The sequence below is a fragment of the Kitasatospora sp. NBC_01287 genome (genome assembly GCF_026340565.1).
Classification (GTDB): Bacteria; Actinomycetota; Actinomycetes; order Streptomycetales; family Streptomycetaceae; genus Kitasatospora.
Window position 1 is genome coordinate 4,436,332 of the sequence record NZ_JAPEPB010000001.1, and the last position, 26,092, is coordinate 4,462,423.

Below are 26,092 nucleotides of genomic sequence, written 5' to 3' on the forward strand. Positions count from 1 at the left end.
GATCCGGCAGTGTACTCGCCGGTAACTTAATTCGGGGATCGGGCCGGACACTACCGCGCGTTAACGCTGGTTCAGAAGATGCGCAAGCTATGGCGGCAGTCACGTCGCCCCCGCCTCACTCCTTCGCAGTGCGCGGGCCGCCGATTGCACATAAAGGCGCAATAAAGTTGAGCCCCTCCGGCTCAGCCCTGTTGACGCTGCCCCGGGCCTCAGGCATGCTTGAGCCCGTACAGCTCAACTCTTACGTGGAGGTATTTGCGATGGCACGCGCGGTCGGTATCGACCTCGGCACGACGAACTCGGTCGTCAGTGTTCTCGAAGGCGGTGAGCCCACCGTCATCACCAACGCCGAGGGCGCCCGGACCACGCCGTCCGTCGTCGCCTTCGCCAAGAACGGCGAGGTGCTGGTCGGCGAGGTCGCCAAGCGCCAGGCGGTCACCAACGTCGACCGGACCATCCGCTCGGTCAAGCGCCACATGGGCACCGGGTGGAAGATCAACCTGGACGGCAAGGACTTCAACCCGCAGCAGATCAGCGCCTTCATCCTGCAGAAGCTGAAGCGCGACGCGGAGGCCTACCTCGGCGAGACGGTCACCGACGCCGTCATCACCGTCCCGGCCTACTTCTCCGACTCCGAGCGCCAGGCCACCAAGGAGGCCGGTGAGATCGCGGGCCTCAACGTGCTGCGCATCGTCAACGAGCCGACCGCGGCCGCGCTGGCCTACGGCCTGGACAAGGACGACCAGACCATCCTGGTCTTCGACCTCGGTGGCGGCACCTTCGACGTCTCGCTGCTGGAGATCGGCGACGGCGTCGTCGAGGTGAAGGCCACCAACGGCGACAACCACCTCGGTGGCGACGACTGGGACCAGAAGGTCGTCGACCACCTGGTCAAGGTCTTCCAGGCCGGCCACGGCGTGGACCTCGCCAAGGACAAGATGGCGCTGCAGCGCCTGCGCGAGGCGGCCGAGAAGGCCAAGATCGAGCTCTCCTCGTCCTCCGAGACCTCGATCAACCTGCCCTACATCACGGCCTCCGCCGAGGGCCCGCTGCACCTGGACGAGAAGCTCACCCGGGCCCAGTTCCAGCAGCTGACCGCGGACCTGCTGGAGCGCTGCAAGCACCCGTTCCACAACGTGATCAAGGACGCCGGCATCTCGCTCTCCGAGATCGACCACGTCGTCCTGGTCGGCGGCTCCACCCGCATGCCGGCCGTCGCCGAGCTGGTCAAGGAGCTGACCGGCGGCAAGGACGCCAACAAGGGCGTCAACCCGGACGAGGTCGTCGCCATCGGCGCCGCGCTGCAGGCCGGTGTGCTGAAGGGCGAGGTCAAGGACGTCCTGCTGCTCGATGTCACCCCGCTCTCCCTCGGTATCGAGACCAAGGGCGGCATCATGACCAAGCTGATCGAGCGCAACACCACGATCCCGACCAAGCGCTCGGAGATCTTCACCACCGCCGAGGACAACCAGCCCTCCGTGCAGATCCAGGTCTACCAGGGCGAGCGCGAGATCGCGGCGTACAACAAGAAGCTCGGCATGTTCGAGCTGACCGGCCTGCCGCCGGCCCCGCGCGGCCTGCCCCAGATCGAGGTCACCTTCGACATCGACGCCAACGGCATCATGCACGTCGGTGCCAAGGACCTGGGCACCGGCAAGGAGCAGCGGATGACCGTCACCGGCGGCTCGGCGCTGCCGAAGGACGACATCGAGCGCATGATGCGCGAGGCCGAGCAGTACGCGGAGGAGGACCACAAGCGCCGCGAGTCGGTGGAGACCCGCAACCAGGGTGAGCAGCTCGTCTACTCGACCGAGAAGTTCATCGCGGACAACACCGACAAGCTCCCGGCCGACGTCAAGACCGAGGTCGAGACGGCGATCGGCGAGCTCAAGGAGAGCCTGAAGGGTGAGGACATCGCGGCCATCCGCGAGGCCACCGAGAAGGTCTCCACCACCGCCCAGAAGCTCGGCCAGGCGCTCTACGCCAACGCCGACGCCTCCGGTGCGGCGGGTGCCGCGGGCGGTGCCGACAGCGACGCCAAGCCCGAGGACGACGTGGTCGACGCCGAGATCATCGACGACGAGAAGCCCAAGGGCGGTGCCGCATGACGGAGAAGGCGCGGGGCGTGGAGCCCGGCGACGACTCCAACGCCGACGAAGCCGTCGTGCAGGCCGCGGAGGAGGCGCTCAAGGGCGCCGCCTCCGCGGCGGACGGCGACGAACTGGCCGCTGCCAAGCGCGAGCTGACCGAGCGCACCGGCGACCTCCAGCGGCTGCAGGCCGAGTACCAGAACTACCGCAAGCGGGTCGAGCGCGACCGGCTGACCGTCCGCGAGATCGCCATCTCCAACATCCTGGAGTCGCTGATCCCGGTGCTGGACGACATCGGCCGGGCCCGCGAGCACGGCGAGGTGACCGGCGGCTTCAAGTCGGTCTCCGACAACCTGGAGACGGTCGTCGCCAAGCTGGGCCTGCAGCAGTTCGGCAAGGAGGGCGAGCCCTTCGACCCGAACCTGCACGAGGCGCTGATGCACAGCTACTCCTCGGACGTCACCGAGGACACCTGTGTGCAGGTCCTGCAGCCCGGCTACCGGATCGGCGAGCGGATCATCCGCCCGGCGATGGTGGCCGTGGCCGAGCCCCAGCCGGGCACCCAGTCGACGAACGGCCCCTCCGCCGAGGCCGGCGACGAGGGCCCCGAGGCTGACGGTGCGGCCGAGAACTGACACGCTGTGCGCTGCGGGGTCGCGCGTCGCCTTCGGTGACGCGCGGCTCCGCAGCGCCGTATCGACCCAGCCCGGGAGGTGGCAGCAGCCATGAGCACGAAGGACTACGTGGAGAAGGACTACTACAAGGTCCTCGGTGTGCCCAAGGACGCCACCACCGCGGAGATCAAGAAGACCTACCGCAAGCTCGCGCGCGAGTTCCACCCGGACGCCAACAAGGGCGACACCAAGGCGGAGGACCGCTTCAAGGACATCTCCGAGGCCTATGACGTCCTGTCGGACGACAAGCGCCGCAAGGAGTACGACGAGGCCCGCAGCCTCTTCGGCGCCGGCGGGATGCGCTCGGGCGGCCCGGGCGGCAACGGCTACGGCTTCGACTTCGGCGACCTGTTCAACGGCTCGCAGACGAGCAGCGGCGGCGGCATCGGCGATGTCTTCGGCGGCCTGTTCAACCGCGGCGGCCGGCAGGCCCAGCCGCGCCGCGGCGCGGACGTGGAGACCGAGGTCACGCTCAGCTTCGAGGAGGCGGTGGACGGCGCCACCGTACCGCTGCGCATGACCAGCCAGGCCGCCTGCCGGGTCTGCTCCGGCACCGGTGCCAAGGCCGGCACCACCCCGCGGGTCTGCCCGACCTGCGTGGGCGCCGGCACGGTCAGCCGGGGCCAGGGCGCCTTCGCGCTCTCCGACCCGTGCCGCGACTGCAAGGGCCGCGGCATGATCGTCGACGAGCCGTGCACCGAGTGCCACGGCAGCGGCCGGGCCAGCTCGGCCCGCACCATGCAGGTGCGCATCCCCGCCGGGGTGCAGGACGCCCAGCGGATCCGGCTCAAGGCCAAGGGCGCCCAGGGCGAGCGCGGCGGCCAGCCCGGCGACCTCTACGTCACCGTGCACGTCTCCAGCCACCCGGTCTTCGGGCGCAAGGGCGACAACCTCACGGTGACCGTGCCGGTCTCCTTCCCGGAGGCCGCGCTGGGCGGCACCATCGAGGTGCCGACCCTGAACGGCCCCGCCGTGAAACTGCGGCTCCCGGCCGGCAGCGCCAACGGCCTGACCCTGCGGGCCCGCGGCAAGGGCGCCACCCGCAAGGACGGCACCCGGGGCGACCTGCTGGTCACCGTCGAGGTGACGGTTCCGCCGGAGACCAGCGGCGAGGCCCTGAGCGCACTGGAGCAGTACCGCGACGCCACCGCATCAGAGGACCCGCGTGCCGCCCTCTTCAAGGCGGCGGAGGGAGCGTGATCTGACCATGACCCCCGATTCCATCGGCGTCGGCCTGGGCGAGGGCCTGCCGGGCGGCCCCGGCCCCCGGGCCCGCCGGGCCGCCCAGGCGGGGCCGGCCTACGTGCTGACCGAGGAGACCCCGGTCTACGTGATCTCGGTGGCCGCCGAGCTCTCCGGGCTGCACCCGCAGACGCTGCGCCAGTACGACCGCCTCGGCCTGGTCTGCCCCGACCGCACCGGCGGCGGCGGCCGGCGCTACTCGGCCCGGGACATCCAGCAGCTGCGCGAGGTCCAGCGGCTCTCCCAGGACGAGGGCATCAACCTGGCGGGGATCAAGCGGATCATCGAGCTGGAGAACCAGGTCGCCGCCCTGCAGTCCCGGGTCGCCGAGCTCGCCAGCGCGGTCGAGGGCGCCGGCGCGGCGCTCCAGGCCAGGGAGGCCGCGGTGCACGCCTCCTACCGGCGCGACCTGGTGCCGTACCAGCCGGCACAGCAGTCGAGCGCGCTGGTGGTGTGGCGGCCTCGGCGGTAGCGGGGCGGCGGGAAAGTGGAACGAACGGGAGCGTTTGGAACCCCACCGGATGGTGGGGTGCCAAGCGCTGCCGTGCTTGCGTAGAGTGCTGAGAGCTGGAGGCGACCAAGATTCCCGGGAGGGAGAAACAGGGATGAGTTCGACAGGCAACGGATCTGGCGAGGTGGAGAAGGACCACGTCGAGTTCCTGTCTGCCGAGGCCAAGGCCCTGTATCTACAAGTCATATCAGCAGGCGGAACTATCGAGTTCGACGAGTCGGACGCCAGCGAGGCCCGAGCTGAACTCGCCCAGCTCGGTCTGCTGGTCCTCAGCCAGGAAAGGCCATCGACCGCGACCGTTACGGATCCCCATCGATTGGCCAACCGGCTCAGTTCCACATGGCAGAAGCAGGCCTTTTCCCTACTGCGCCAGGCCGTGTCCATACCAGGTGCCGTACAGGAACTCAGTCATGCATACCAGTCGCTGGAACAGCAGTTCCACCCAGGCGGGCCGGTGGAGCACATCCACGGTGTAGTGGAGATCAGCCAGCGCGTGGTGTCACTTGTCGAAGGTGCCCAGCTTGAGATCCTCACCGCTCAACCGGGCGGAAGCCGGCGCCAGGCCCACGTCGACGACGCAGCGCTGGAAAGCGACCTGTCCCTGCTGCGCAGGGGAGTGGCCCGGCGGGTTCTCTACCACCCGAGCTCCCGGTACTCCGCACCCGCCAGGCACTATGTCGAGCGCGTGACCGAGGAAGGCGGCGAGGTCAGGACCCTGGAAGAGCCGTTCACCAGGCTCTTCATCATCGACCGGAGAGTGGCCGTGATTCCGGTCCAGGGTGACCTGGAGAAAGCCGCCTTCATCAGCGACAAGGCGATCGTCGCTTACATGGTTGAATCGTATGGGCGCCTCTGGGACCGGTCCAGCCCATTTCTCGGGGCAACCGAAGTCCCGCCGGAGGTCATCTCCCGCATGAAGACGAACATCCTGCGCATGATGATCCAAGGCGTCGGCCATCGAGTCATCGCCCGCAATCTCGGAATCAGCGAACGGACGCTTGCCCGGCACATTGCAGAGTTCAGAGAGGAGTACGGTTCCGAGACGCTGTTCCAACTCGGCTGGCGCATGGCCTTGAACACTCCGAGCAGCCTCTACGAAGAGATGGAACCCCCGCCTCAGGACGAACCGTCCCTCCTCCCTGACGCATCTGCACGCTGAGCAACCTCGCGTGCGCGCAGCGATGTAAGCCGCGCTCCTCAGGCTGCGCCCGAGACCATGTCCGTATGCCAGACAGTGTCGTCCGGTGACACGACCATGGCCGGCTGTGTGTGCCAGACAGTGTCATCGGGCCTCACGACAGCCGCGTGAACTATCAGCACCGAAGTCACACTCGGCACCAGCGCGGCTACACCGATAGCAGCAGCCGTCGCCAGCGCTCGGACCCCGGATCGAGGTGCACGACGCATGCGGTGCCTCCTTGTCATGAACGTGATATAACGGCCATTGATACCCGCCTTCGCACACCAGGCGAACAACGTTTATCAAAGCCATACTCTGCCCTCAGGGCAAGCTCAGGTATCGAGATACACCTGGCATCGTGCTGCCAGGCATAAATATGACACGCCTTTGTCGAAGTGCCATCAGAGTCGGCACCCGCGCCTTCGGTGTCATCCAAATGCCAGTCAGCGAGATGACACACCGGTTCTGTGGACGGCATGTGCCGCCAGCGGTGACGATCAGTGGGCGGACGGACTCCGAGCTCCCCGGCTCCGAAGCGGCGTCAGCAACCGCCTCCCCCCGTCCCATGCCCCCCGCTTGACCTGCGGAGACCACACTGCGCAGGATCGTCCACTCCCCCGGAGCCATCGCCATGAGTGAGCCCTACATGCGCCAGCACGCAGCCCAGGCCCCCGAAGGCCGGCGGGCCCGTGTCTTCCTCGCCGCACCGCTCATGCGGCTGACCGGGCCGGCCGACAGCGTCGTCACGCTCGCCAGCCGGACCCGGCTCACCGCCCTGCGCAGCTCGCTGCTCCGCAGCGGCGCGGCCGTCTTCAGCGCGCACCACAGCGACGCGTGGACGGTGGAGGGCCGGGCGCCGGAGCCGCGGGTGCCGTCCGACTTCCGCGCGATGCAGACCGCCGACCTGGTCTTCGCCTACGTCGGTTCGCCGCTGTCGGCCGGCGTCTCGCTGGAGCTCGGCTGGGGCTCCGCGCTGCGCAAGCCGATCGTGCTGCTGGTGGACGAGGCGATCACGCACAACCCGCTGATCGCCACCATCGAGCAGGTCGCCCCGGTGCTGCCGCTGGTCTTCGACGACAGCTGGTCGCAGGAGAGCCTGCGGCACATCGTGGAGACCGCGCTGGACTGGGCCGGCATGGCGCTCTCGCTGCGCGAGGGCTTCTGGACCGCCCCCGGCGAGCAGTTCAAGCCCGTGCCGGCGGCCCGGACGGCCTACGACACCTGGCCGAGCACCGGTGCGGCCACCGGCTGACCCTCAACTCCCGGCCGGCCCATCGGCGGTGCGCGCGGCGGCGCGCAGCTGCCGGCCGAGTTGGAACAGGGTGTCGGTGTCGTAGCGCTCCCGCAGCCGCGAGATCTGCCCCGCCACCGTCCGCCCGCTCACCCCGCGAGCCGCTTCGCGGTCCCCCGCTGCGTCAACCCCCGCGCCAGCAGCGGACCGTCGGAACTCGCGCGCAACTGCTCCTCATCCATCTGCCCCACCCCTCATCTGCCACCCCAACTCGAAGAGCGTGCGCGCCTCGTAGCGATCCCGCAGCCGGGCGATCTGCCCGGCCACCGTGCGCTCGCTCAGCCCCAACCGCGTCGCGATCACCCGCTGGGTCAACCCCCGCGCCAGCAGGCCCACCAGTGGACCGTCACCGGCCTCCACGGGCTCGCCCGGCTCGCCGAGCCCCTCCCAGCGCACCCGCTCCGCCCGCTCCCAGTCCCGCTCGAAGCTGTTCACCACCAGCTCGACCAGCACCGGGTCCTCGGTGAACGACGCGGTCAGGCCGTCCTCATAGCTCGCCACCACGGCGACCCGGCGATCGAAGACCAGCACCCTGAGGAACTCCTCGTCCAGGATCCGGATCCGCGCGCCCAAGCCGGTCGCGTACGCCGCGTACCGGGCGGTCCCAGGATCGGTTCGGGCTCCGGGCTGGTAGATCGTGCGCAGCAGGACCCCGCGTCGGCGCCAGTCCCGTGCCGCTGTCCTCGCCTGCGGGAGGTGCCCGGCAGGGCGGGCGCCCCCGGGCTGCGCCGCCAGGACCTCCTGCCGGCACTCGAGTCCCAGCTGTTCCAGGCGCTGCTGGATGTGCTCCTTCTGGTCCATCTCCTGGATCGCGCGCCCGGTCCGCGGTCGCGCGAGCGCCCGGTCGAAGACCGAGGCAAGCTCCAGCATGATCGGGTCGAGCTGGTCCGCGCGGTCCAACAGAGCCGCACCCGAGGACCGGAGCTCGGCGCTGATCCGGGACGCCACCGTTCGCGGGTTCACCACGGTCCAGAACAGGCCGTCCTGCTGCTTCAGCACCAGGCCGAGCGCCTGCAGACGGGCAAGGGCCGGGGTATCCGCCTCGGCCACCGCGGCCAGGCTGAACTGGCCGCCGCGTGCCGACAGCTCCAGGTACAGAGCTCGTGCCGCCGGGTCCAGCGCTCCGCCCGCCGGCCTCGGATGGGCCAGGTCCTCAGTCATCCGCCGTGCCTCTCATCTGCCATCCCAGCTGGAACAGCGTCCGTGCCTCGTACCGCTCGCGCAGCCGCGAGATCTGGGCCGCCACCGTGCGCTCGCTCAGCCGCAGTCGCGTCGCGATCCCCCGCTGGGTCAACCCCCGCGCCAGCAGGGCCACCAACTGGCCGTCGCCGGCCTCCGCGACCGGCTCCTCCCAGCGCACCCGCTCCGCCCGCGCCCAGTCCCGCTCGAAGCTGTGCACCACCAGCTCCACCAGCACCGGGTCCTCGATGAACGACGCCGCCTGGTAACCCCCGAAGCCGTCGACCACGGCAACGCGGCGGTCGAAGACGAGGGTCCGACGGAACGGCTCGTCCAGCAGCCGGATCCGGGCACCCAGCCGGGTCGCGTACGCGGCGTAGCCGACCGTGCCGCGATCGGTGCGGGCGCCGGGCTGGTAGATCGTCCGCTGGGCGATGCCGCGGTCGGTCATCTCCCGTGCCGCCGCGCGCATGCGCGGCAGGTACTCGGCCGGACGGGCGCCGCCCGGCTGCATCATGAGGATCTCCCGCGTGCACTCCTGGGTCAGCTGGATGATCCGCCGCTGGGTCTGCCGGATGTCCTCGACCTGCTGGATCGCGCCTTCGGCGTCCCGCGCGCGGGACGCCGACTCGTAGGCGCCGGCCAGCCCTGCCAGCACCGCGGAGGACTCCTCCGCCCGCAGCAGCAGACCGATACCGGCGGCGCGCAACCCGGAGCTGAGCGCGTCCGTCGCGCTCCGCGGGTCCAGTACCGCCCAGAACCGATCCTCCATCTGCTGCGCGACCAGCCCCGCCGCCACCAACTGCTCCAGCGGGCCGGGGTCCGACGCCGCCACGTCGGCGAACCGGAACACGCCACCCTCGGCCAGCAACCGCAGGTACAGCGCCCGTGCCACGGCGTCCGGCACCACCGGCGTCGGCTGACGCTCACTCATCCGCGCCATCCCTGATCTGCCAACCGAGTTGGAAGAGTGTCCGCACGTCGTAGCGCTCCCTCAGCCGCGAGATCTGAGCCGCCACCGTGCGCTCGCTCAGCCCCAGCCGCGTCGCGATCCCCCGCTGCGTCAACCCCCGCGCCAGCAAGGCCACCAACTGGCCGTCACCGGCCGCCTCGGGCTGACCCCAGCGCACCCGCTCCGCCCGCGCCCAGTCCCGCTCGAAGCTGTGCACCACCAGCTCCACCAGCACCGGATCCTCGATGAAAGCCGCGATCCGCTGATCAGTGTACCCACCGAGCACCGCCACCCGGCGGTCGTAGACCAGCACCCGACGGAACGGCTCGTCCAACACCCGGACCTGCTGCCCCAGCCGGGTCGCGAAGGCGGCGTACCGGGCGGTGCCAGGGTCCGTCCTGGCCCCGGGCTGATAGATGGTGCGCAGCTGGATGCCGCGGGCCGTGATCATGTTCGCCTGCCTGCGCATCATCGGCAGGGCGTGGGCCGGTCGGGCCCCGCCCGGCTGCATGGCGAGGATCTCACGGTCGGCCTCCATGAGGAGCTGCTCCAGCCGCGCCTGGATCCGCGTATTCGTGTCCGACTGCTGGATGGTGCCGGCGCCGACCGGCGGCCGGGGCGAGCGGTCGTAGGACTCGGCCAGGTCGGCCAGCGCCGCGGGTAGCGCGCGGGCCTGGTCGAACAGGTCCAGACCGATGGTCCGCAGATCGTCACGGAGTCGCTCGGCGGCCGCCCGCGGACTCACCACCGTCCACAGCGTGTCCGCGACCAACGACACCAGCCCGGCCGAGCGCAGTTGCTCCAGCAACGGCTGCTCATCCGGGCGCAGATCCTCGACGCGGAACATGCCGCCGGCCCGCAGCAGCGCCAGGTACAGCGCCCTGGCCTCGTCATCCGGCACCAACCGCCCGGCTGTCACCCCCGTCACCCGCCATCACCCCTCATCCGCCGTCCCGCATCTGCCACCCCAGCTGGAACAGCGTCCGCGCGTCATGCCTCTCCCGCAGCCGGGAGATCTGCGCGGCCACCGTCCGCTCACTCAGCCCCAGTCGGGTCGCGATCGCCCGCTGCGTCAACCCCCGGGCCAGCAGCGCCACCAGCGGACCGTCGGACTCCGCCGCGACCGGCTCCTCCCAGCGCACCCGCTCGGCCCGCGCCCAGTCCCGCTCGAAGCCCGCCACCACGACCTCGACCAGCACCGGATCCTCGATGAAGGTCGCCGTCCAGTGGCCCTCCACCGCGGAGACGACGGCCATTTCCCGATCGAAGATCAGTGCTCGCCGGAACGGCTCGTCCAGGATCCGCAGCCGGAAACCGAGCCGGGTCGCGCAAGCGGCGTAGTCGCGGTGCTCCGGGTCCAGCCGGGCGGGCGGCTGGTAGAGCACCCGCATCCGAACGCCGCGCTCCTTGAGATCACGGGCGGCGGACTTGGCGTGCTCCGCGACGAACGTGCTCCGCTTCCCCGGCTGCGCGAGCATGATCTCGCGTCGGCAGCCCTGACCCAGCTGGTCCAGGCGTTGCTGGATCTGCGCCAGGTCGTCGAGGTGCGCGACCGTGCCGCGGCTCGCCCGGGGCATCCGGTCGTAGGCCGCGGCCAGCTCCTCGAACACCGGCACCGGCTCGTCCGCGCGCGCCAGCAACTCGTGCCCCGCCACCCGCAGTCCGGCGCTGAGCCGAGCAACCGCCGTGCGGGGATTGACCACCGTCCAGAAGAGCGCGTCCTGCTGCTTCAGCACCAGACCCGCTGCCCTCAACCGCTCGGCCACCTCACGGTCTTCGACCGTGAGATCACTCAGCCGGAACAGCCCGCCCGCGCCCAGCAACCGCAGGTACAGCGCCCGCGCCCGCTCGTCCGGCACCACCGGCCCGACCGCCATCGCCGCCGCCCTCCCATCCGCTCATCCGCCGTCCCACATCTGCCACCCCAGCTGGAACAGCGTCCGCGCGTCATGCCTCTCCCGCAGCCGGGAGATCTGCGCGGCCACCGTCCGCTCACTCAGCCCGAGCCGGGTCGCGATCGCCCGCTGCGTCAACCCCCGGGCCAGCAGCGCCACCAGCGGACCGTCGGACTCCGCCGCGACCGGCTCCTCCCAGCGCACCCGCTCGGCCCGCGCCCAGTCCCGCTCGAAGCCCGCCACCAGGACACCGACGAGGAACGGGTCCTCGATGAACGTCGCCGTCCCGGCCCCCTCGCTGCCGGGGACGACGGCGACCTCGCCGTCGAAGACCACCATGCGCCGGAAGTCCTCGCGCAGGATCCGCAGTCGGAACCCGATCCGGCTGACCTCGGTCGCGTAGTCCGTGATCACCGGATCGTGCCGGGCCTCGGGCTGGTACAGGACGCGCATCCGGACCCCTCGCGCGGTCAGCTCGCGGGCGGTCTCCTTGGCCTCCTCCGCGACCTCCGGGGTGCGCCGGACCTCTGGCTGTGCGGCCAGGATCTCCCGCTCGGCCTCGAGTCCCAACTGGTCCATGCGCTGCTGGATCTGCGCCAGGTCGTCGAGGTGCACGATCATGCCGCGCCCCGCCCGGGGAACCCGGTCGTAGGCCGCGGCCAGCTCCTCGAACACCGGCACCGGCTCGTCCGCGCGCGCCAGCAACTCGTGCCCCGCCACCCGCAGTCCGGCGCTGAGCCGAGCAACCGCCGCGCGCGGATTGACCACCGTCCAGAAGAGCGCGTCCTGCTGCTTCAGCACCAGACCCGCCACCCTCAACCGCTCGGCCACCTCACGGTCCCCGACCGTGAGATCACTCAGCCGGAACAGCCCGCCCGCGCCCAGCAACCGCAGGTACAGCGCCCGCGCCCGCTCGTCCGGCACCACCGGCCCGACCGCCATCGCCTCCGCCATCGCCTCCGCCGCCTCCGGTGGCGTCACGCCTGCCGCCCCTCACCCGCCGCCGAGCGCATCAGCCAACCGAGCTGGAAGAGCGTTTCGGCGTCGTACAGTTCGCGCAGCCGCGAGATGTGGCCGGCCACGGTGCGCTCGCTGAGCCCCAGGCGGGTGGCGATCATGCGCTGGGTGAGGCCCTGCGAGAGCAGCCGGCCGACCTGGGCGTGGACCGGCAGGCCGCCGGTGTCGGGGGTGGCGGCGCTCCACTGGACCGGCTCGGCGCGCTGCCAGTCGCGTTCGAACATGCCGACCAGGAAGGCGACCACCGCCGGGTCCTCGACGAGGGCGGCGCTGGCGTAGTCGGGACTGCTCGGGATCAGCACGGTGGCGCGATCGAAGATGATCATTCGCTTGAACGACTCGCCGAGCACCCGGAAGCGGACGCCCAGTTCGGTGGCGGCGAGCACATAGGCGGTGGTCGGGCCGTCGGAGCGGGCGGCGGGCTCGTAGAGCGCGCGGACGCCGCCGCCCCGGGCCAGGAAGGCGGCCGAGCGGCCGATCGCCTCCTCCGCCAGGTGGGGCGGCATCGGGCCACCGGGCTGGGCCGAGAGGATCTCCTCGCGGGCCTCCTCGTTCAGCCGGTCGAGCAGCAGCCGGATCTCCTCGGCGCTGTGCAGGTGCCGCACCTCGCCGGAGCGGTCCACCTTGCGCGGTGTCAGGTCGTACGCCTTGGTGAGGTCCTCCAGCAGGGCGGGCATCTCCTGGGCCTGGACCAGCAGCCGGGTGCCGGCCGATCGCAGCTCCTCGCTCAGCCGCCCGCCGACCGAGCGCGGGTTCACGGCGGTGTAGCCCGACTGATCGGGCTCGGCGGTCAGCAGGCCCAGGTCGAGCAGTTCCGCCACCGACTCCTGGTCGGCCGGGTCCGCCTCCTGCGACGCGAGCCGACCGCCGGCGCCGAGGATCGCCAGGTACAGCGTCCGGGCCGCCTCGCTGGGCACCGGCGGGCCGACCGCCTCGCCGCCACCGGTGCTCTCCGCCGATCCGTCCACCTCGGTCATCGCGTGCGCTCCCCCGGGTCATGGTCCGTCTGCTCGTGGCGCTGGTGCTGCTGCTCCTGCGCGTGCTGGTGCGCGTGCCGGTGCTCTTTCGCGGACGCGTGGTCGTCCGCGGGCGTGTGGTCGTGCGCGGGCGTGTGGTCGTGCGGCCCGGCCGCGCCGCGGACCGCGCGGGCGAAATGAAAGAGGGCCTGAACGCCGGACCGGTTCCCCGCGCGGTCGGGATCCTCGGCGGCGGGGCGCGCGGCGGGGCGGCGCGCGGCCAAGGGGCGGCGGCGGTCACCGCTGGCGCGGGACACCTGGCAGGCGCGGCAGGCGCGCGGGGCGCGGCAGGCGCGGGCGGCACGCGAGGCCTGGCAGGCGGCGTCGGCGCTCGGCGCCGGCACGGCACCCCGCAGTTGCGCCGTGGCGTGGGCCACCCCGTCCCCCCTGCACGCTGGACCGGCAGCGGTCGAACGACCGCATGGTCCGCATCATCTCATCAGGGTGGGGGTGGCACCGTCCCGGGTGTCGAAACCGGGGTAGCCGAAAGGGCCCGGGGACCGAGGACCTGGACTGCCCGCCCCCGTGCGGGCGCGGTCCAGGTGGTCCGCGGGCAGCGGATCCGGCCCGGAGCCAGGGACGCGCAGTCTCCTGCGCTCCGGGCGGATCCACTTCCATGACGCCAAATCCAAGGTGCTTCCAGCGAGGCGGAGCAGCAACGCCTCGCTGGTACCGGGCCCGGCCGCCATCACCACATATGGCTGACCACCCGGCGCCCGTCGGTTCTCCGCGCAGATACCTCTGCCCCTGTGCGAAGAGGACGGACGAGTCACCACCGACGGGCTGCGGTGCCCGGGCGGCTTGGCGTACTCACAGCCTCACAGCGCGCGCCCGTACGGACAAGGTTGTTCCACCTTCAAGTTCCCGCAACTGCACGAACGTGCAGAATCGCGCCGCGGGAGTCCGTTCGCACACCCCCTGAGCTGGGACGATGAGAGAACGTTCGGTCTCGCGTGGCACTGGGCCGGGCGCCGCTCGCGGTCGCCGCGAGGGCATGCCGAAGGCCGCGGTCCGCCTTCGGCGACCCCGCGGCGACGGCCCGTCGGGCCGGTACCGATCCGATGTCCGGGCCTGTCCACCAAGCCCTGCTAGTGCATCGCGACGCGCCCGTTCGAGCCGCGCACCGCGCCGTCCAGGGCTTCGGCGCCCTTCACTCTGACGTAGGGCGAGAGTCTGGTGGCCGCCAGCGCGCGATGGGTCAGGGAGTGGTCGTCGGCCCAGACCTCGGAGCCCAGCTCGACCAGCCGGGCGAGTTCGGGAACGCCGTCCGAGACGGCGGCGAAGACGCCGTCCTCGACCAGGTAGAGGATCACCCGGTCGCCGGACTCGGCCAGCGACACGGCCTCCCGCAGGAAGCCGTCGGCCCCGGGCTTGCCCCAGACCGCCTTGCTCTCAACCAGTACGTGCGAACGTCCGGCCATCGTGTGCTCCTCCCCGTCCTGCCACCGCGGGGAGGCCAACTCCGCACACCAGCGCGCGGAGCCCCGATTCGCCACCCCGGCAGATCTCTGATCGCCCATCAGATCTGCTTGCCGGATCATGACTTGAGCAGATTCAGGCCATGGTCCGAAACATCAGGCTGACTCAGTGTGCGGGCAGGCGACAAGGCACCGGCCGGTGCGCGTTCTCGCAGCTGCGTGATCGTGCAGTTGGATCGCGCTTCCCGACCGGCGCCGCGGGACTCGTGCGTCCCGCTCTGCCCGGTCACCCCAGCCCGCTCATCCCTCCTCGGCCGCCCCTGCCCGGCCGCCCCGTCCCGCTCGGCCCCCGGCCGCCCCCGGCGCCGCCGACCGGACCGCCGCCGGCCCGGCCTCGTCCGGGCGGCCCTCCCCCGCGCCGCGCATCAGCCAGCCGAGCTGGAACAGCGTCTGCGCCTCGTAGTCCTGGCGCAGCCGGGCGATGTGCGCGGCCACGGTGCGCTCGCTCAGGCCCAGCCGGGCCGCGATCCCGCGTCGGCTCAGTCCGCCGGCCAGCAGCCGGGCGATCCGGTCGGCGACCGCGCCGCTGTCCGCGACGGCGTGCGCCGAACCCCAGGCCACCCGCTGGGCCCGCTGCCAGTCCCGCTCGAAGAGCTCCACCAGCAGCTCCACCGCCGTGGGGTCCGCGACGAACGCGGCACTGCCCATGTCGACCGAGGCCGGGATCACCGCCACCGCCCGGTCGAAGATCAGCATCCGCTGGAAGTCCTCGTCCAGCACCCGGATCCGCGCCCCGTACGGGGTGACGGCGGCGGCGTACGCGGTGGTCGCCGGGTCGACGCGGGCCACCGGTTGGTAGAGCGTGCGCATCATGCCGCCGGCTCGCAGGAACGGCACGTCCTGGGCCATCGCCCAGGCCAGGTGGTCCGGCGCGCGGTCGCCGCCGGGCTGCGCGGTGAGGATCTCGGCCTCGGTGTCGGCGACCAGTTGGGCGATCCGGTGCCGGATGCTGTCCCGGTCCTGGACCGTCTCCACCACGCCGGTGCGGTCGATCCGGCGCGGCGCGCTGTCGTAGGCCTGGGCCAGTTCGTCCAGCAGCGCGGGCAGTTCGTCGGCCTGCCGCAGCAGACCGACCGCACGCCCGCGCAACTGGTGGGTGGTCCGGCCCAGGAAGGCGCGCGGGCTCACCGCGGAGTAGAAGGCGCCACCGGGCAGGCCGCGGAGCAGGCCGATCTCCAGCAGCCGGCCCAGCGCGTCGGCGTCGGCGGTGGGCACCTCGGCGGACTTCACCCAGCCGCCGTCGGCCACCACCGCCAGATACAGCGCGCGGGCGGCGGGGTCGAGCGCAAGGTCGACCGACAGGCAACCGGGCCGTGCCCGCGACATCGGAACCACTCCCCCTCGGGTCGCCCCCCGACGCACCGTTGCGTCACCGGAAGTTGACTGTCCGCCGCCATCCTGCCAGTCGGGCCCGGCGGACGCGAGGGGGTGCGGCCGGGTCCGCGCGTGGTCCACGGCGTGGCACCCGTTCACCCCACACCCGTTCAACGCACCGCACGCGGCACCCGTTCACCCCGCACCCGTTCACGCGGCACCCGTTCACGCGGCACCCGTTCACCCCAGACCCGTTCACCCCAGACCCGTTCACGCCAGACCCGTTCACGCCAGACCCGTTCACGCCGCCCGCAGCAGCCGCCCGCCGGCCAGCGCCGCCACGGTCCGCACACCGGCCACCGCCCAGGCGGTCACCAGCAGCGCGTACAGCCCGACCGCCAGCCAGCCGAAGCCCGTGAAGCCGGTGTGCCGGGCCAGGCCCGCGGCGCCGGTCACGCAGGTGCCGACCGGGAAGGTGAAGGCCCACCAGGTCATCGCGAACGGCATCCGCTCCCGGCGCAGCGCGCGCAGGTTGGCGGCGCCCGCGATCAGCAGCCAGAGCAGCGCGAAGCCGATCACCGCCACCCCGTAGAGCACCGCGAAGCCGGCCGCGGCGGCGGCCAGCCGCGGCGCCACCGGGTGGGCGGCGTCGGCCAGGTTGCCGACGGCGGTGGTGGACTGGCCCAGCGGGCCGAGCACCAGGAAGAGCGAGGGGGTCAGCATCACCGGCAGCCTGCTGTGCGCCAAGCCGGCGAAGACCACGGGCAGCAGCACCAGCACGGCCAGCAGGCTCGCCCCGAAGAGCGCGTAGCAGCCGTAGAAGAGCCCCGGGCGCAGCGCCGCCGGCAGGTGCGGCAGCAGCACCGGGCCGAGCGCGGCGGACACCATCGGCGCGACCACCGGCAGCAGCCAGGTCGGGTTGGCGCGCAGCGCGGAGAGGTCGTGCCGGGTGACCATCAGGTACGGGATCCCGGCGGCCACCAGGACGGCGTAGAGGGTGCCCAGCGTCCAGAGCAGCACGTCCGCGGCCACGGCGGGTCCGGTACCGAGCAGCGGTCCACCGATCACCAGCGTGCCGTAGCCGACCGCCAGCAGCGCCATCGGCGGGCAGCCGTAGAAGACGGCGGTGGCCGGGTTCTCCAGCAACTGCTCGCGGGCGGCCGCGCGGTGCCGGGTCAGGTGCGCCAGTCGGGCGGCCACCAGCACCAGCAGGCCGGTCAGTCCCAGCGCCCAGACCGCCTGGGCGAAGAGCAGCTGCCCGGGCACCCGGTGGGGCAGCGCGAAGGCACCGTTGGCGGTGATCGCGGTGCCCATCACGGCGGCGTACCAGTTCGGCCCGAGCTGCCCGAGATCCCAACGGGGACGGGCGGGCGCGGCGGCGCCGGGGCCGGGAGCGGTGGCGCCGGGGCCGGGAGCCGTGGGGCCGGGGCCGGCGGCGGCGCTGCTGGGGCCGGGAGGGGTGGGGGCGGTGAGGGTGGCCATGTGCCCACCCTCCGCCGCGCCCGAGCCCGCCGGTAGCCGCCCGCGATCTATGAGGGCATAACCTGGGCCTATGGCTCTCTCCCCCCGGGTGCCCGAGCTCAGCGCCCTGGAACTGCTGCTCGCGGTCGACCGCCACGGCAGCGTCGGCCGCGCCGCCGCCGAGCTGGGCATCAGCCAGCCGGCCGCCAGCGCCCGGATCAAGGGCATGGAGCGGCAGCTCGGCGTCCCCCTGCTCGACCGCTCCCCGCGCGGCTCCCGGCCCACTCCGGCCGGCCTGCTGGTGGTCGGCTGGGCCCGCCGGGTGGTCGAGGCCGCCGAGGCGCTGGACGCGGGGATCGACGCGCTGCGCGGGCGCCGCGACGCCCGGCTGCGGGTGGTGGCCAGCCTGACCGTCGCCGAGTACCTGATGCCGGGCTGGCTGCTCGCGCTGGCCGCCGCCCGCCCCGAGACCGCGGTCACCCTGCGCACCGCCAACTCCGCCGCGGTGGCCGAGCAGCTGCTGGCCGGCGAGGCGGACCTCGGCTTCGTGGAGGGCTCCCGCGCCCCGGCCGGGCTGGCCGGCGCGGTGGTCGCCACCGACCGGCTGGTGCTGGTGGTGGCCCCGACCCACCCGTGGGCCAGGCGCCGCGCCCCTGTCACCGCCGCCGAGCTGGCCGCCACCCCGCTGGTGCTGCGCGAGCCGGGCTCCGGCACCCGCGAGGTGCTGGACCGCGCGCTCGCCGCCGCCGGGGTGACCGCCACCCCGCTGCTGGAGCTGGCCTCCAGCACCGCGCTGAAGGCCGCCGCGATGAGCGGCGCGGGCCCGGTCTGCCTGAGCGAGCTGGCGGTGGCCGACGAGCTGGCCGCCCGGCGGCTGGTCGAGGTCCCGCTGACCGCGCTGGACCTGCGCCGCCCGCTGCGCGCCGTCTGGCCGGCCGGCACCCGCCCGGTCGGCCCGGCGCGGGACCTGCTGGCCTTTACCAAGAAAAACTGAGCGCGCTAGACTCAAGTTATCTGAACCCCAGTTGCGCAGGAGGAGTACGGACCAGTGGCCATGGACGCGAGCAAGTTCACCACCAAGACGCAGGACGCCCTGTCCGCCGCGATCCGGCAGGCCGGCGGCGCCGGCAACCCGGACGTCAGGCCGGTGCACATCCTGCTCGCCCTGCTGGAGCAGCCCGAGGGCATCGCCCGCCCGCTGCTGGAGGCCGTCGGGGCGGACGGCGCCCAGGTGCTGGCCGATGCCCGCCGCCAGTTCCGCGCGCTGCCCAGCGCCCAGGGCTCCACCGTCGCCGCCCCCCAGCTGGGCCGCGACACCCTGGCGGTGCTGGAGGACGCCGGGCGCCGGGCCGAGAAGCTCGACGACGCCTACGTCTCCACCGAGCACCTGCTGGTCGGCCTGGCCGCCGAGGGCGGCGCGGTCGCCGAGCTGCTGACCCGCCAGGGCGCCGGCCCCAAGGCCCTGCTGGACGCCTTCACCGAGGTGCGCGGCAGCGGCAAGGTCACCTCCGCCGACCCCGAGGGCACCTACAAGGCGCTGGAGAAGTACGGCACCGACCTCACCCAGGCGGCCAGGGACGGCAAGCTCGACCCGGTGATCGGCCGCGACCAGGAGATCCGCCGGGTGGTCCAGGTGCTCTCCCGGCGCACCAAGAACAACCCGGTGCTGATCGGCGAGCCCGGGGTCGGCAAGACCGCCGTGGTCGAGGGCCTGGCCCAGCGGATCGTGGCCGGCGACGTGCCCGAGTCGCTGCGCGGCAAGCGGCTGGTCTCGCTCGACCTGAGCGCGATGGTGGCCGGGGCCAAGTTCCGCGGTGAGTTCGAGGAGCGGCTGAAGGCCGTGCTGAACGACATCAAGCAGAGCGACGGCCAGGTGGTCACCTTCATCGACGAGCTGCACACCATGGTCGGCGCGGGCGCCGGCGGCGACTCGGCGATGGACGCGGGCAACATGCTCAAGCCGATGCTGGCCCGCGGCGAGCTGCGGATGGTCGGCGCCACCACGCTGGACGAGTACCGCGAGCGGATCGAGAAGGACCCGGCGCTGGAGCGCCGCTTCCAGCAGGTGCTGGTCGGCGAGCCGAACGTCGAGGACACCATCGCGATCCTGCGCGGCCTCAAGGGCCGCTACGAGGCGCACCACAAGGTGCAGATCGCGGACGCCGCGCTGGTCGCCGCCGCCACCCTCTCCGACCGCTACATCACCGCCCGCTTCCTGCCCGACAAGGCGATCGACCTGGTCGACGAGGCGGCCTCCCGGCTGCGGATGGAGATCGACTCCTCGCCGGTCGAGATCGACGAGCTGCAGCGCTCGGTGGACCGGCTGCGGATGGAGGAGTTGGCGCTGGAGAAAGAGGTCGAGCGGCGCGGGAAGGAGCGAGGTACGAGCGACGCGCCGAGCGCGACCAGAGGCTCGGATCCGGCGTCGCTGGACCGGCTCGCCCGGCTGCGCCGCGACCTGGCCGACAAGCAGGAGCAGCTCAGCGGCCTGACCGCGCGCTGGGAGCAGGAGAAGAAGAGCCTGAACCGGGTCGGCGAGCTCAAGGAGCGCCTGGACGGCCTGCAGAGCGCCCTGGAGCGGGCCCAGCGGGACGGCGCCTTCGAGCAGGCCTCCAAGCTGATGTACGCGGAGATCCCGGCCGCCGAGCAGGAGCTGCGGGACGCCCAGGAGAGGGCCGCCGACCAGGACAGCCACTCCGCGATGGTCAAGGAGGAGGTCGGCCCGGACGACGTGGCCGACGTGGTCGCCTCCTGGACCGGCATCCCGGCCGGCCGCCTGCTGGAGGGCGAGAGCGCCAAACTGCTGCGGATGGAGGAGGAGCTCGGCAGGCGCCTGATCGGCCAGCACGCCGCCGTCCAGGCCGTCTCGGACGCGGTGCGCCGCACCCGGGCGGGCATCGCCGACCCGGACCGCCCCACCGGCTCGTTCCTCTTCCTCGGCCCCACCGGCGTGGGCAAGACCGAGCTGGCCAAGGCCCTGGCCGACTTCCTCTTCGACGACGAGCACGCCATGGTCCGGATCGACATGAGCGAGTACGGCGAGAAGCACTCGGTCTCCCGCCTGGTCGGCGCCCCGCCCGGGTACGTCGGCTACGAGGAGGGCGGCCAGCTCACCGAGGCGGTCCGCCGCCGCCCGTACAGCGTGGTGCTGCTGGACGAGGTGGAGAAGGCCCACCCGGAGGTCTTCGACGTGCTGCTCCAGGTGCTGGACGACGGCCGCCTCACCGACAGCCAGGGCCGCACCGTCGACTTCCGCAACGCGATCCTGATCCTCACCTCCAACCTGGGCTCGCAGTACCTGGTGGACCCGACCGTGCCCCAGGCCGCGAAGAAGGAACTGGTGCTGGACAGCGTCCGGTCCGCCTTCAAGCCCGAGTTCCTCAACCGGCTGGACGACATCGTGGTCTTCGACCCGCTGGGCTCGGCCGAGCTGAGCCGGATCGTCGACCTCCAGGTGGCCAAGCTGGCCGAACGGCTGCGCGAGCGCCGGCTCACCCTGGACGTCACCCCGGCCGCCCGCGACTGGCTGTCGCTGACCGGCTACGACCCCGCCTACGGGGCCCGGCCGCTGCGCCGCCTGGTGCAGTCGGCGATCGGCGACCAGCTCGCCAGGGCGATCCTCTCCGGCCAGGTGCGGGACGGGGAGACCGTGCGGGTGGACCGCGACGAGGCGGCCGACCGGCTCACCGTCATCGCGGCAGGCTGACCATCGCCGCGGCGGACTGACCATCGCCGCGGCGGGCTCGCCGCCACCGCGGCGGCCCTGCTGGGCGGCCCGCCTGGCGGGCCACCGGCCAGGGCCGCCGGCCAGGGCACGGCCTGTGCCCGAAGCTCGCGATGAGGCAGGATGGAGACATGGAAGGGCGGCCCCTGGATCACCAGCCACCCTCGTGCACTGTGAAAGGGACCTCCCGTGAGTGTTGACCCGTCGTCGATCCCGTTCTTCGGCGCGCCCCAGCCGTCCCAGCCGGGCGGGCAGCCTGGCGGTCAGCCGGCCGGACCGCCGCCGATCGTGGTCCCCAACCAGGACCTCGTGAAGCAGCTCCTGGACCAGATGCAGCTCAAGCACGTGGTGGACGAGGAGGGCGACCTCACCGCCCCCTGGGAGGGCTTCCGCGTCTACTACATGTTCCGCGGCGACAACAAGGAGCTCTTCGCGGTCCGCTCCTTCTACGACCGCTCGTACACCCTTGAGCAGAAGGGTGAGATCCTCGACCTGATCGACGAGTGGAACCGCGAGACCCTCTGGCCCAAGGTCTACACGCACACCCACGAGGACGGTGTGGTGCGGCTGATCGGCGAGTCCCAGATGATCATCGCCAACGGCGTGAACCTGGACTACTTCGTCAACACCACCGCCAACTGGACCCAGGCGGCCGTGGGCTTCGAGCAGTGGATCGTCGAGCGCCTCGGCCTGCAGCAGGAGATCGAGGGCGACGCCGGCGAGGACACTCCCGAGGGCGACGAGGACTGAGTCCCAGCTCCCGTACCCGCACAGCTCCCGGCCCGGCCCGCCCTCCCAGCAGGCCGGGTCGGCCCGTCTCGCCCAGGGAACCACCATGCGCCTCCTCCCGATCGACCGCGCCGAGCACCTGATCACCCGGTTCGCCAGCACCGGCGCGCACGCCACCCGGCTCGCCGCCGGGACCGGGCAGTACTACCTGACCTGCCTGAGCATCGAGCCCGGCGGCACCATCGGCACCCACCCCGCGCCGGTCGAGCAGCTCTTCCTGGTGATCACCGGCGAGGGCTGGATCACCGGCCCCGACGACATCCGGGTCCCGATCGCCGCCGGCACCGCCGTCCTGTGGTCCGCCGAGGAGGAGCACACCTGCGGCACCGACACCGGCCTCACCGCACTGGCTCTGGAGGGCGCGGGACTGACCGTCTTCGAGGCCGAGGACTACTGAGCTCGTCCTCATGGTCCGGCCACCGACCCGCCGGCCACCGACCCGCCGGGCCCGCGAGTCCCCGCGCGCCACGCGGCAGCCTTGTCCTGGCTCCTCCCGACCCGGGAGGATGGCTCCCGAGGACGAACCGTGAGGAGCAGGACGATGAGTGCGAGGCCGCTGCTGAACCGCCGCCTGGCGGGCCTGGGTACGACGATCTTCGCCGAGATGTCCGCCCTGGCCACCGCCACCGGCTCGATCAACCTCGGCCAGGGCTTCCCCGACACCGACGGCCCCGCTTCCGTGGCCCAGGCCGCCGCCGACGCCGTGCTGACCGGCCGCGGCAACCAGTACCCGCCCGGCCCCGGCATCCCCGAGCTGCGCACCGCGATCGCCGAACACCAGCGGCGCTTCTACGGCCTCGGCTACGACCCCGACCGCGAGGTCCTGGTCACCGCCGGCGCCACCGAGGCGATCGCCGCCGCGCTGATCGCGCTGCTCGAACCCGGCGACGAGGTGATCGCCTTCGAGCCGTTCTACGACTCCTACGCCGCCTGCATCGCCATGGCCGGCGCGGTCCGCGTTCCCCTGACGCTCCGTCAACCCGCCTTCCGCCCCGACCTGGACGAGCTGCGCGCGCTGATCACCCCGCGCACCCGGCTGCTGCTGCTCAACACCCCGCACAACCCCACCGGCACCGTCCTCACCCCGGACGAGCTCGCCACCATCGCCCAACTCGCCGTCGAGCACGACCTCCTGGTCATCACCGACGAGGTCTACGAGCACCTCGTCTTCACCGGCACCCACCACCCGCTCGCCGCGCTGCCCGGCATGCGCGAGCGCACCGTGTCGATCTCCTCGGCCGGCAAGACCTTCTCCTTCACCGGCTGGAAGGTCGGCTGGGTGACGGCAAGCCCCGAACTGGTCGCCGCCGTCCGCACCGCCAAGCAGTACCTGACGTACGTCAGCGCCGGCCCGTTCCAGTACGCGGTCGCCGAGGCCCTGCGGCTGCCCGACAGCTACTTCGCCAACTTCCGCGCCGACCTGCTGCGCAAGCGCGACCTGCTCGCCGAGGGCCTGTCGGCCGCCGGGTTCCAGGTGTTCAGCCCCCAGGGCACGTACTTCATCACCACCGACATCACCCCCCTCGGCGAGAAGGACGGCATCGAGTTCTGCCGCACGCTGCCCGAGCGCTGCGGCGTCGTCGCCATCCCCAACGTCGTCTTCTACGACAACACCGACGTGGGGCGCAGCCTGGTCCGATTCACCTTCTGCAAGCAGGACGAGGTGCTGCAGGAGGCGGTCGCACGGCTGCGTCGACTCTGACCCCTCCTCCCGGGCGCGGGCGGTCAGAGCGCCTGCCCGTGCCCGCGGCAGCAACAGCCGCGCGCCGCGCGCCGGCCGCTGAACGTCCCGATTCTGTGACAGTCGCCGCCCCGGTGCCACGGCTCGCCGTCCGACAGCGTCAGATGGGTGAGGCGATCAGCCAGGGGAGAAGAGCGATGGGGGCGATGCGGGCGATGCAGGCGATACGGATGCGGCCGACGGGCCGGCGGGCGGGAACGGCGCTGCTGCTGGGCGGGGTGCTGCTGCTGGCGACGGCCTGCGGTTCCGGCGGCGGGTCGCAGAGCGGTGGCGGTGCGAACGCGGGTGGGGGCGCCAAGGGGAACGGGCCCGCGATCGGCGCTCCCGCCGCCGCCGCGAGTTCGGCGGCGCCGAAGACCTCGGCCGCGGTCGTCGACGTGGAGCCGAAGAACGGCAGCCAGGACGTGGCCCCGAACGGCGCGTTGAAGGTGTCGGTGGCCGACGGCAAGCTGACCGAGGTGGCCGTGACCGGGCCGGACGGCAAGGCGGTCCAGGGGGCGGTCGCCGCCGACGGGCTGAGCTGGGCGCCGGCGGGTGGCCTGGCGGTGGGCGCGGCCTACACGGTGGAGGCGAAGGCGGTGGACGCGAACGGGGTCGCGACCAGCACCAGCAGTTCCTTCACCACGCTCACCCCGAAGCGGACCACACGCACGGTGGACAACATCAGCACCGGTTCGACCTACGGCGTCGGCATGATCATCCGGGTCGACTTCCGCCAGAAGGTCACCAACAAGGCCGCGGCGGCACAGGCGATCACGGTCGAGGCCTCGGACGGCACCCAGGTCAAGGGCCACTGGCTCGACGACGACAACTGGCTCGACCTGCGCCCGGAGAGCTACTGGAAGCCGGGCACCAAGGTCACCATCCACTACCGCACCTCGAACGTCGAGCTCTCCCCCGGGGTCTACGGCAACTCCGACCGGGACGAGTCCTTCACCATCGGCCGCTCCAAGATCAGCACGGTGGACGCGAAGACCCACCAGATGAACGTGGTCGAGGACGGCCTCGCGCCGCAGACCATCGCCGTCACCGCGGGGGCGGACGACAACCCCTCGTGGAACGGCACCATGGTGGTCTTCGAGAAGGACCGGATGGCGCACATGGACTCGGCCACCACCAACATCAAGGGCCCGGCCTACGTCGCCGACGAACCGCACGCGCTGAAGATCACCGACTCCGGCTCCTACGTGCACGGCAACCCCAAGGCCGTCGAGGCCGCCGGGCACGAGAACATCAGCCACGGCTGCATCGGCCTGCCCGACACACCGACCGGTGACGACAACTCGGTGGCGGGCAAGTACTACACCGACTCGATCATCGGCGACGTGGTGATCGTCAAGAACTCGGTCGGCGGGCAGGTCGCGCCGGACAACGGCCTGGGCGGCTGGAACGTGCCCTGGTCCACCTGGTAGGCCCGCCCTCTGCTCAGTCGCCGTCGCGGCGCCTGAGCAGCCCGCCCAGTCGCGGCACCAGCCGCCGGGCGTCCCAGTCGCCGGTGGTGAGTTCGAAGAGCCGCACCACCGAGAGCACCAGCAGGCGGTCCACGGCCGGATCCTCGACCGCGACCTGGAACCTGGTGAGCGGCCCGGCGGGCCTGGTGATCCGGAATCCCGCCGAGCCGGCCCCACTGAAGCGCAGGCTCAGCGGGGCCACCAGGTCGCCGATCGACGTGTCGGAGTTGTACCAGCTCACGGAGTTGCGCACGACCGAGCCGAACCCGGCCGCCTTGCCCTCCAATTCACCGAGGCCGAACTGCTCGAAGGTCCAGCAGTCGGCGAACGGGTTCGAGCCGGAGTACCGGCGCACCCGCCCCACCACCTGCCGGTCCGGCGTGGCGGCGTCCCGCGAGGTGACCAGGCCGATCAACTCGGCCGTCGCCGCCCCGCCGTAGACCTCGAACGGCACCGAACCCCGCGGCGGTCCCGGCTTCCAGAGCCGGGCCACCGGGTCGGCCGAGTCCCGCCCGCGGATCTCCCAGCCGGTGCCCTCCCGGCGGTAGCCGAACGCCACCCGGAACTCCGTCAGCCCCTGCAGGCCGGTCATCGCCCTCCCCCGTTCATCTGCTCATCTGCTCATCGCGTGCCGACAGTCAAGACAGTCAACCCGGCCCGGCCGCCGGCTCCAACTCCGGCCGCCACCGGCGAACGCCGCCGCCGACGCGGTCACCACGGCTGCCGCGGCGTCCACGGGATCTGCGGCGTCCGCCGGGACGGGCGCGCCGACTCCGCACGGGCTGCCCATCGGCGGCCCGGGGACGGTCGCACGCTGCCCGCGCGCCCGAGCCGCCCGAGCCCGCTGAGCCCCGCTGAGCCCCGGCGGCGCCCCCGGCGCGCCCTGCCGGCCTCACGCACGCGCGGCGCAATCGTGCGACCGGCGTGCGGGGCGCGCGCTCCAGCCCGAACGGCGCACAGTGAGCAATCTCGTTCACCGGGCCGGTCACACCCGACCAGGCACTACGCCCAGAACGGTGAATGTGCAACAAGAATGGGTAAATCCCTGACGGACCCGGAGAATTCGTGCTTCTCTGCTGCTGAATCT

24 protein-coding genes are annotated in these 26,092 nt (G+C 72.2%); 12 read left to right on the top strand and 12 right to left on the bottom strand.

All coding sequences use genetic code 11. The features are described from left to right. The first annotated feature begins 260 nt into the window (after positions 1–260). From dnaK to OG455_RS18880, 6 genes are all read left to right on the top strand, one after another. Positions 261–2,108, top strand: coding sequence for a molecular chaperone DnaK (gene dnaK, locus OG455_RS18855; RefSeq protein ID WP_266295240.1), 1,848 nt, complete (start codon positions 261–263; stop codon positions 2,106–2,108). Further along, complete coding sequence (gene grpE / locus OG455_RS18860) at positions 2,105–2,725, top strand: nucleotide exchange factor GrpE (RefSeq protein WP_266295242.1); 621 nt, start codon at positions 2,105–2,107, stop codon at positions 2,723–2,725. The genes dnaK and grpE overlap by 4 nt, the downstream gene beginning before the upstream one ends. A gap of 90 nt (positions 2,726–2,815) precedes the next feature. After that, positions 2,816–3,964 carry a molecular chaperone DnaJ gene (gene dnaJ, locus OG455_RS18865; RefSeq protein WP_266295244.1) on the top strand — a complete coding sequence of 383 codons (1,149 nt, stop codon included), beginning with the start codon at positions 2,816–2,818 and terminating at the stop codon, positions 3,962–3,964. A 7-nt stretch (positions 3,965–3,971) separates the two neighbouring features. Further along, complete coding sequence (locus OG455_RS18870) at positions 3,972–4,478, top strand: helix-turn-helix transcriptional regulator (RefSeq protein ID WP_266295246.1); 507 nt, start codon at positions 3,972–3,974, stop codon at positions 4,476–4,478. A gap of 133 nt (positions 4,479–4,611) precedes the next feature. Then, on the top strand, positions 4,612–5,676 hold the full coding sequence (locus OG455_RS18875) for a helix-turn-helix domain-containing protein (RefSeq protein WP_266295248.1): 1,065 nt from the start codon (positions 4,612–4,614) through the stop codon (positions 5,674–5,676). Between the two features lie 652 nt (positions 5,677–6,328). Next, on the top strand, positions 6,329–6,949 hold the full coding sequence (locus OG455_RS18880; RefSeq protein ID WP_266295250.1) for a hypothetical protein: 621 nt from the start codon (positions 6,329–6,331) through the stop codon (positions 6,947–6,949). A gap of 3 nt (positions 6,950–6,952) precedes the next feature. Here the strand turns inward: OG455_RS18880 and OG455_RS18885 are convergent, their stop codons facing one another. From OG455_RS18885 to OG455_RS18935, 11 genes are all read right to left on the bottom strand, one after another. Beyond that, on the bottom strand, positions 6,953–7,081 hold the full coding sequence (locus OG455_RS18885) for a hypothetical protein (RefSeq protein WP_266295252.1): 129 nt from the start codon (positions 7,079–7,081) through the stop codon (positions 6,953–6,955). Between the two features lie 81 nt (positions 7,082–7,162). Continuing rightward, positions 7,163–8,149, bottom strand: coding sequence for a LuxR family transcriptional regulator (locus tag OG455_RS18890; protein WP_266295254.1), 987 nt, complete (start codon positions 8,147–8,149; stop codon positions 7,163–7,165). Further along, entirely contained in the window at positions 8,142–9,101 is a 960-nt protein-coding gene (locus OG455_RS18895) for a LuxR family transcriptional regulator (RefSeq protein WP_266295256.1), read from the bottom strand. The genes OG455_RS18890 and OG455_RS18895 overlap by 8 nt, the downstream gene beginning before the upstream one ends. Then, entirely contained in the window at positions 9,094–10,047 is a 954-nt protein-coding gene (locus OG455_RS42095) for a LuxR C-terminal-related transcriptional regulator (protein ID WP_323185539.1), read from the bottom strand. The genes OG455_RS18895 and OG455_RS42095 overlap by 8 nt, the downstream gene beginning before the upstream one ends. 13 nt (positions 10,048–10,060) lie before the next feature. Beyond that, positions 10,061–10,996, bottom strand: coding sequence for a helix-turn-helix domain-containing protein (locus tag OG455_RS18905; protein ID WP_266295258.1), 936 nt, complete (start codon positions 10,994–10,996; stop codon positions 10,061–10,063). 21 nt (positions 10,997–11,017) lie between these two features. Further along, entirely contained in the window at positions 11,018–11,995 is a 978-nt protein-coding gene (locus OG455_RS18910) for a helix-turn-helix domain-containing protein (protein WP_266295260.1), read from the bottom strand. Then, positions 11,992–13,008, bottom strand: coding sequence for a LuxR C-terminal-related transcriptional regulator (locus tag OG455_RS18915; protein ID WP_266295262.1), 1,017 nt, complete (start codon positions 13,006–13,008; stop codon positions 11,992–11,994). Before OG455_RS18915 ends, OG455_RS18910 begins: the two co-directional genes overlap by 4 nt. Next, positions 13,005–13,424 (bottom strand): hypothetical protein, encoded by a 420-nt coding sequence (locus OG455_RS18920; RefSeq protein WP_266295264.1) that lies wholly within the window; start codon positions 13,422–13,424, stop codon positions 13,005–13,007. Before OG455_RS18920 ends, OG455_RS18915 begins: the two co-directional genes overlap by 4 nt. Before the next feature lie 711 nt (positions 13,425–14,135). Next, positions 14,136–14,468, bottom strand: a complete 333-nt coding sequence (locus OG455_RS18925) for a hypothetical protein (protein ID WP_266295266.1) — start codon at positions 14,466–14,468, stop codon at positions 14,136–14,138. A 297-nt stretch (positions 14,469–14,765) separates the two neighbouring features. Continuing rightward, positions 14,766–15,851, bottom strand: coding sequence for a LuxR C-terminal-related transcriptional regulator (locus tag OG455_RS18930; RefSeq protein ID WP_266295268.1), 1,086 nt, complete (start codon positions 15,849–15,851; stop codon positions 14,766–14,768). Positions 15,852–16,139: 288 nt separating this feature from the next. Continuing rightward, positions 16,140–17,321, bottom strand: a complete 1,182-nt coding sequence (locus OG455_RS18935) for a TDT family transporter (protein ID WP_266295270.1) — start codon at positions 17,319–17,321, stop codon at positions 16,140–16,142. 70 nt (positions 17,322–17,391) lie between these two features. Here OG455_RS18935 and OG455_RS18940 point away from each other — a divergent pair, with 70 nt between their 5' ends. From OG455_RS18940 to OG455_RS18965, 6 genes are all read left to right on the top strand, one after another. After that, positions 17,392–18,294, top strand: coding sequence for a LysR family transcriptional regulator (locus tag OG455_RS18940; RefSeq protein WP_266295272.1), 903 nt, complete (start codon positions 17,392–17,394; stop codon positions 18,292–18,294). Between the two features lie 60 nt (positions 18,295–18,354). Then, on the top strand, positions 18,355–21,006 hold the full coding sequence (clpB, locus tag OG455_RS18945; protein ID WP_266295274.1) for an ATP-dependent chaperone ClpB: 2,652 nt from the start codon (positions 18,355–18,357) through the stop codon (positions 21,004–21,006). Between the two features lie 207 nt (positions 21,007–21,213). Beyond that, positions 21,214–21,774, top strand: a complete 561-nt coding sequence (locus tag OG455_RS18950) for a YbjN domain-containing protein (protein WP_266295276.1) — start codon at positions 21,214–21,216, stop codon at positions 21,772–21,774. A gap of 85 nt (positions 21,775–21,859) precedes the next feature. After that, entirely contained in the window at positions 21,860–22,210 is a 351-nt protein-coding gene (locus OG455_RS18955) for a cupin domain-containing protein (RefSeq protein ID WP_266295278.1), read from the top strand. A 144-nt stretch (positions 22,211–22,354) separates the two neighbouring features. Then, positions 22,355–23,515 carry a pyridoxal phosphate-dependent aminotransferase gene (locus OG455_RS18960; RefSeq protein ID WP_266295280.1) on the top strand — a complete coding sequence of 387 codons (1,161 nt, stop codon included), beginning with the start codon at positions 22,355–22,357 and terminating at the stop codon, positions 23,513–23,515. 176 nt (positions 23,516–23,691) lie between these two features. Beyond that, positions 23,692–24,966, top strand: coding sequence for an Ig-like domain-containing protein (locus OG455_RS18965; protein ID WP_266295282.1), 1,275 nt, complete (start codon positions 23,692–23,694; stop codon positions 24,964–24,966). 13 nt (positions 24,967–24,979) lie between these two features. Here OG455_RS18965 and OG455_RS18970 read toward each other — a convergent pair whose 3' ends face one another. Continuing rightward, the gene (locus OG455_RS18970) at positions 24,980–25,597 is read right to left on the bottom strand and encodes a hypothetical protein (RefSeq protein WP_266295284.1); all 618 of its coding nucleotides are present in this window, start codon (positions 25,595–25,597) and stop codon (positions 24,980–24,982) included. Positions 25,598–26,092 lie beyond the last annotated feature (495 nt).

Coding starts and splice junctions, on each gene's coding strand:
- dnaK (WP_266295240.1), top strand. CDS start 261: ATGGCACGCGCGGTCGGTATCGACCTCGGCACGACGAACTCGGTCGTC.
- grpE (WP_266295242.1), top strand. CDS start 2,105: ATGACGGAGAAGGCGCGGGGCGTGGAGCCCGGCGACGACTCCAACGCC.
- dnaJ (WP_266295244.1), top strand. CDS start 2,816: ATGAGCACGAAGGACTACGTGGAGAAGGACTACTACAAGGTCCTCGGT.
- OG455_RS18870 (WP_266295246.1), top strand. CDS start 3,972: ATGACCCCCGATTCCATCGGCGTCGGCCTGGGCGAGGGCCTGCCGGGC.
- OG455_RS18875 (WP_266295248.1), top strand. CDS start 4,612: ATGAGTTCGACAGGCAACGGATCTGGCGAGGTGGAGAAGGACCACGTC.
- OG455_RS18880 (WP_266295250.1), top strand. CDS start 6,329: ATGAGTGAGCCCTACATGCGCCAGCACGCAGCCCAGGCCCCCGAAGGC.
- OG455_RS18890 (WP_266295254.1), bottom strand. CDS start 8,149: ATGACTGAGGACCTGGCCCATCCGAGGCCGGCGGGCGGAGCGCTGGAC.
- OG455_RS18895 (WP_266295256.1), bottom strand. CDS start 9,101: ATGAGTGAGCGTCAGCCGACGCCGGTGGTGCCGGACGCCGTGGCACGG.
- OG455_RS18905 (WP_266295258.1), bottom strand. CDS start 10,996: ATGGCGGTCGGGCCGGTGGTGCCGGACGAGCGGGCGCGGGCGCTGTAC.
- OG455_RS18915 (WP_266295262.1), bottom strand. CDS start 13,008: ATGACCGAGGTGGACGGATCGGCGGAGAGCACCGGTGGCGGCGAGGCG.
- OG455_RS18925 (WP_266295266.1), bottom strand. CDS start 14,468: ATGGCCGGACGTTCGCACGTACTGGTTGAGAGCAAGGCGGTCTGGGGC.
- OG455_RS18930 (WP_266295268.1), bottom strand. CDS start 15,851: ATGTCGCGGGCACGGCCCGGTTGCCTGTCGGTCGACCTTGCGCTCGAC.
- OG455_RS18935 (WP_266295270.1), bottom strand. CDS start 17,321: ATGGCCACCCTCACCGCCCCCACCCCTCCCGGCCCCAGCAGCGCCGCC.
- OG455_RS18940 (WP_266295272.1), top strand. CDS start 17,392: ATGGCTCTCTCCCCCCGGGTGCCCGAGCTCAGCGCCCTGGAACTGCTG.
- clpB (WP_266295274.1), top strand. CDS start 18,355: ATGGACGCGAGCAAGTTCACCACCAAGACGCAGGACGCCCTGTCCGCC.
- OG455_RS18955 (WP_266295278.1), top strand. CDS start 21,860: ATGCGCCTCCTCCCGATCGACCGCGCCGAGCACCTGATCACCCGGTTC.
- OG455_RS18960 (WP_266295280.1), top strand. CDS start 22,355: ATGAGTGCGAGGCCGCTGCTGAACCGCCGCCTGGCGGGCCTGGGTACG.
- OG455_RS18965 (WP_266295282.1), top strand. CDS start 23,692: ATGGGGGCGATGCGGGCGATGCAGGCGATACGGATGCGGCCGACGGGC.
- OG455_RS18970 (WP_266295284.1), bottom strand. CDS start 25,597: ATGACCGGCCTGCAGGGGCTGACGGAGTTCCGGGTGGCGTTCGGCTAC.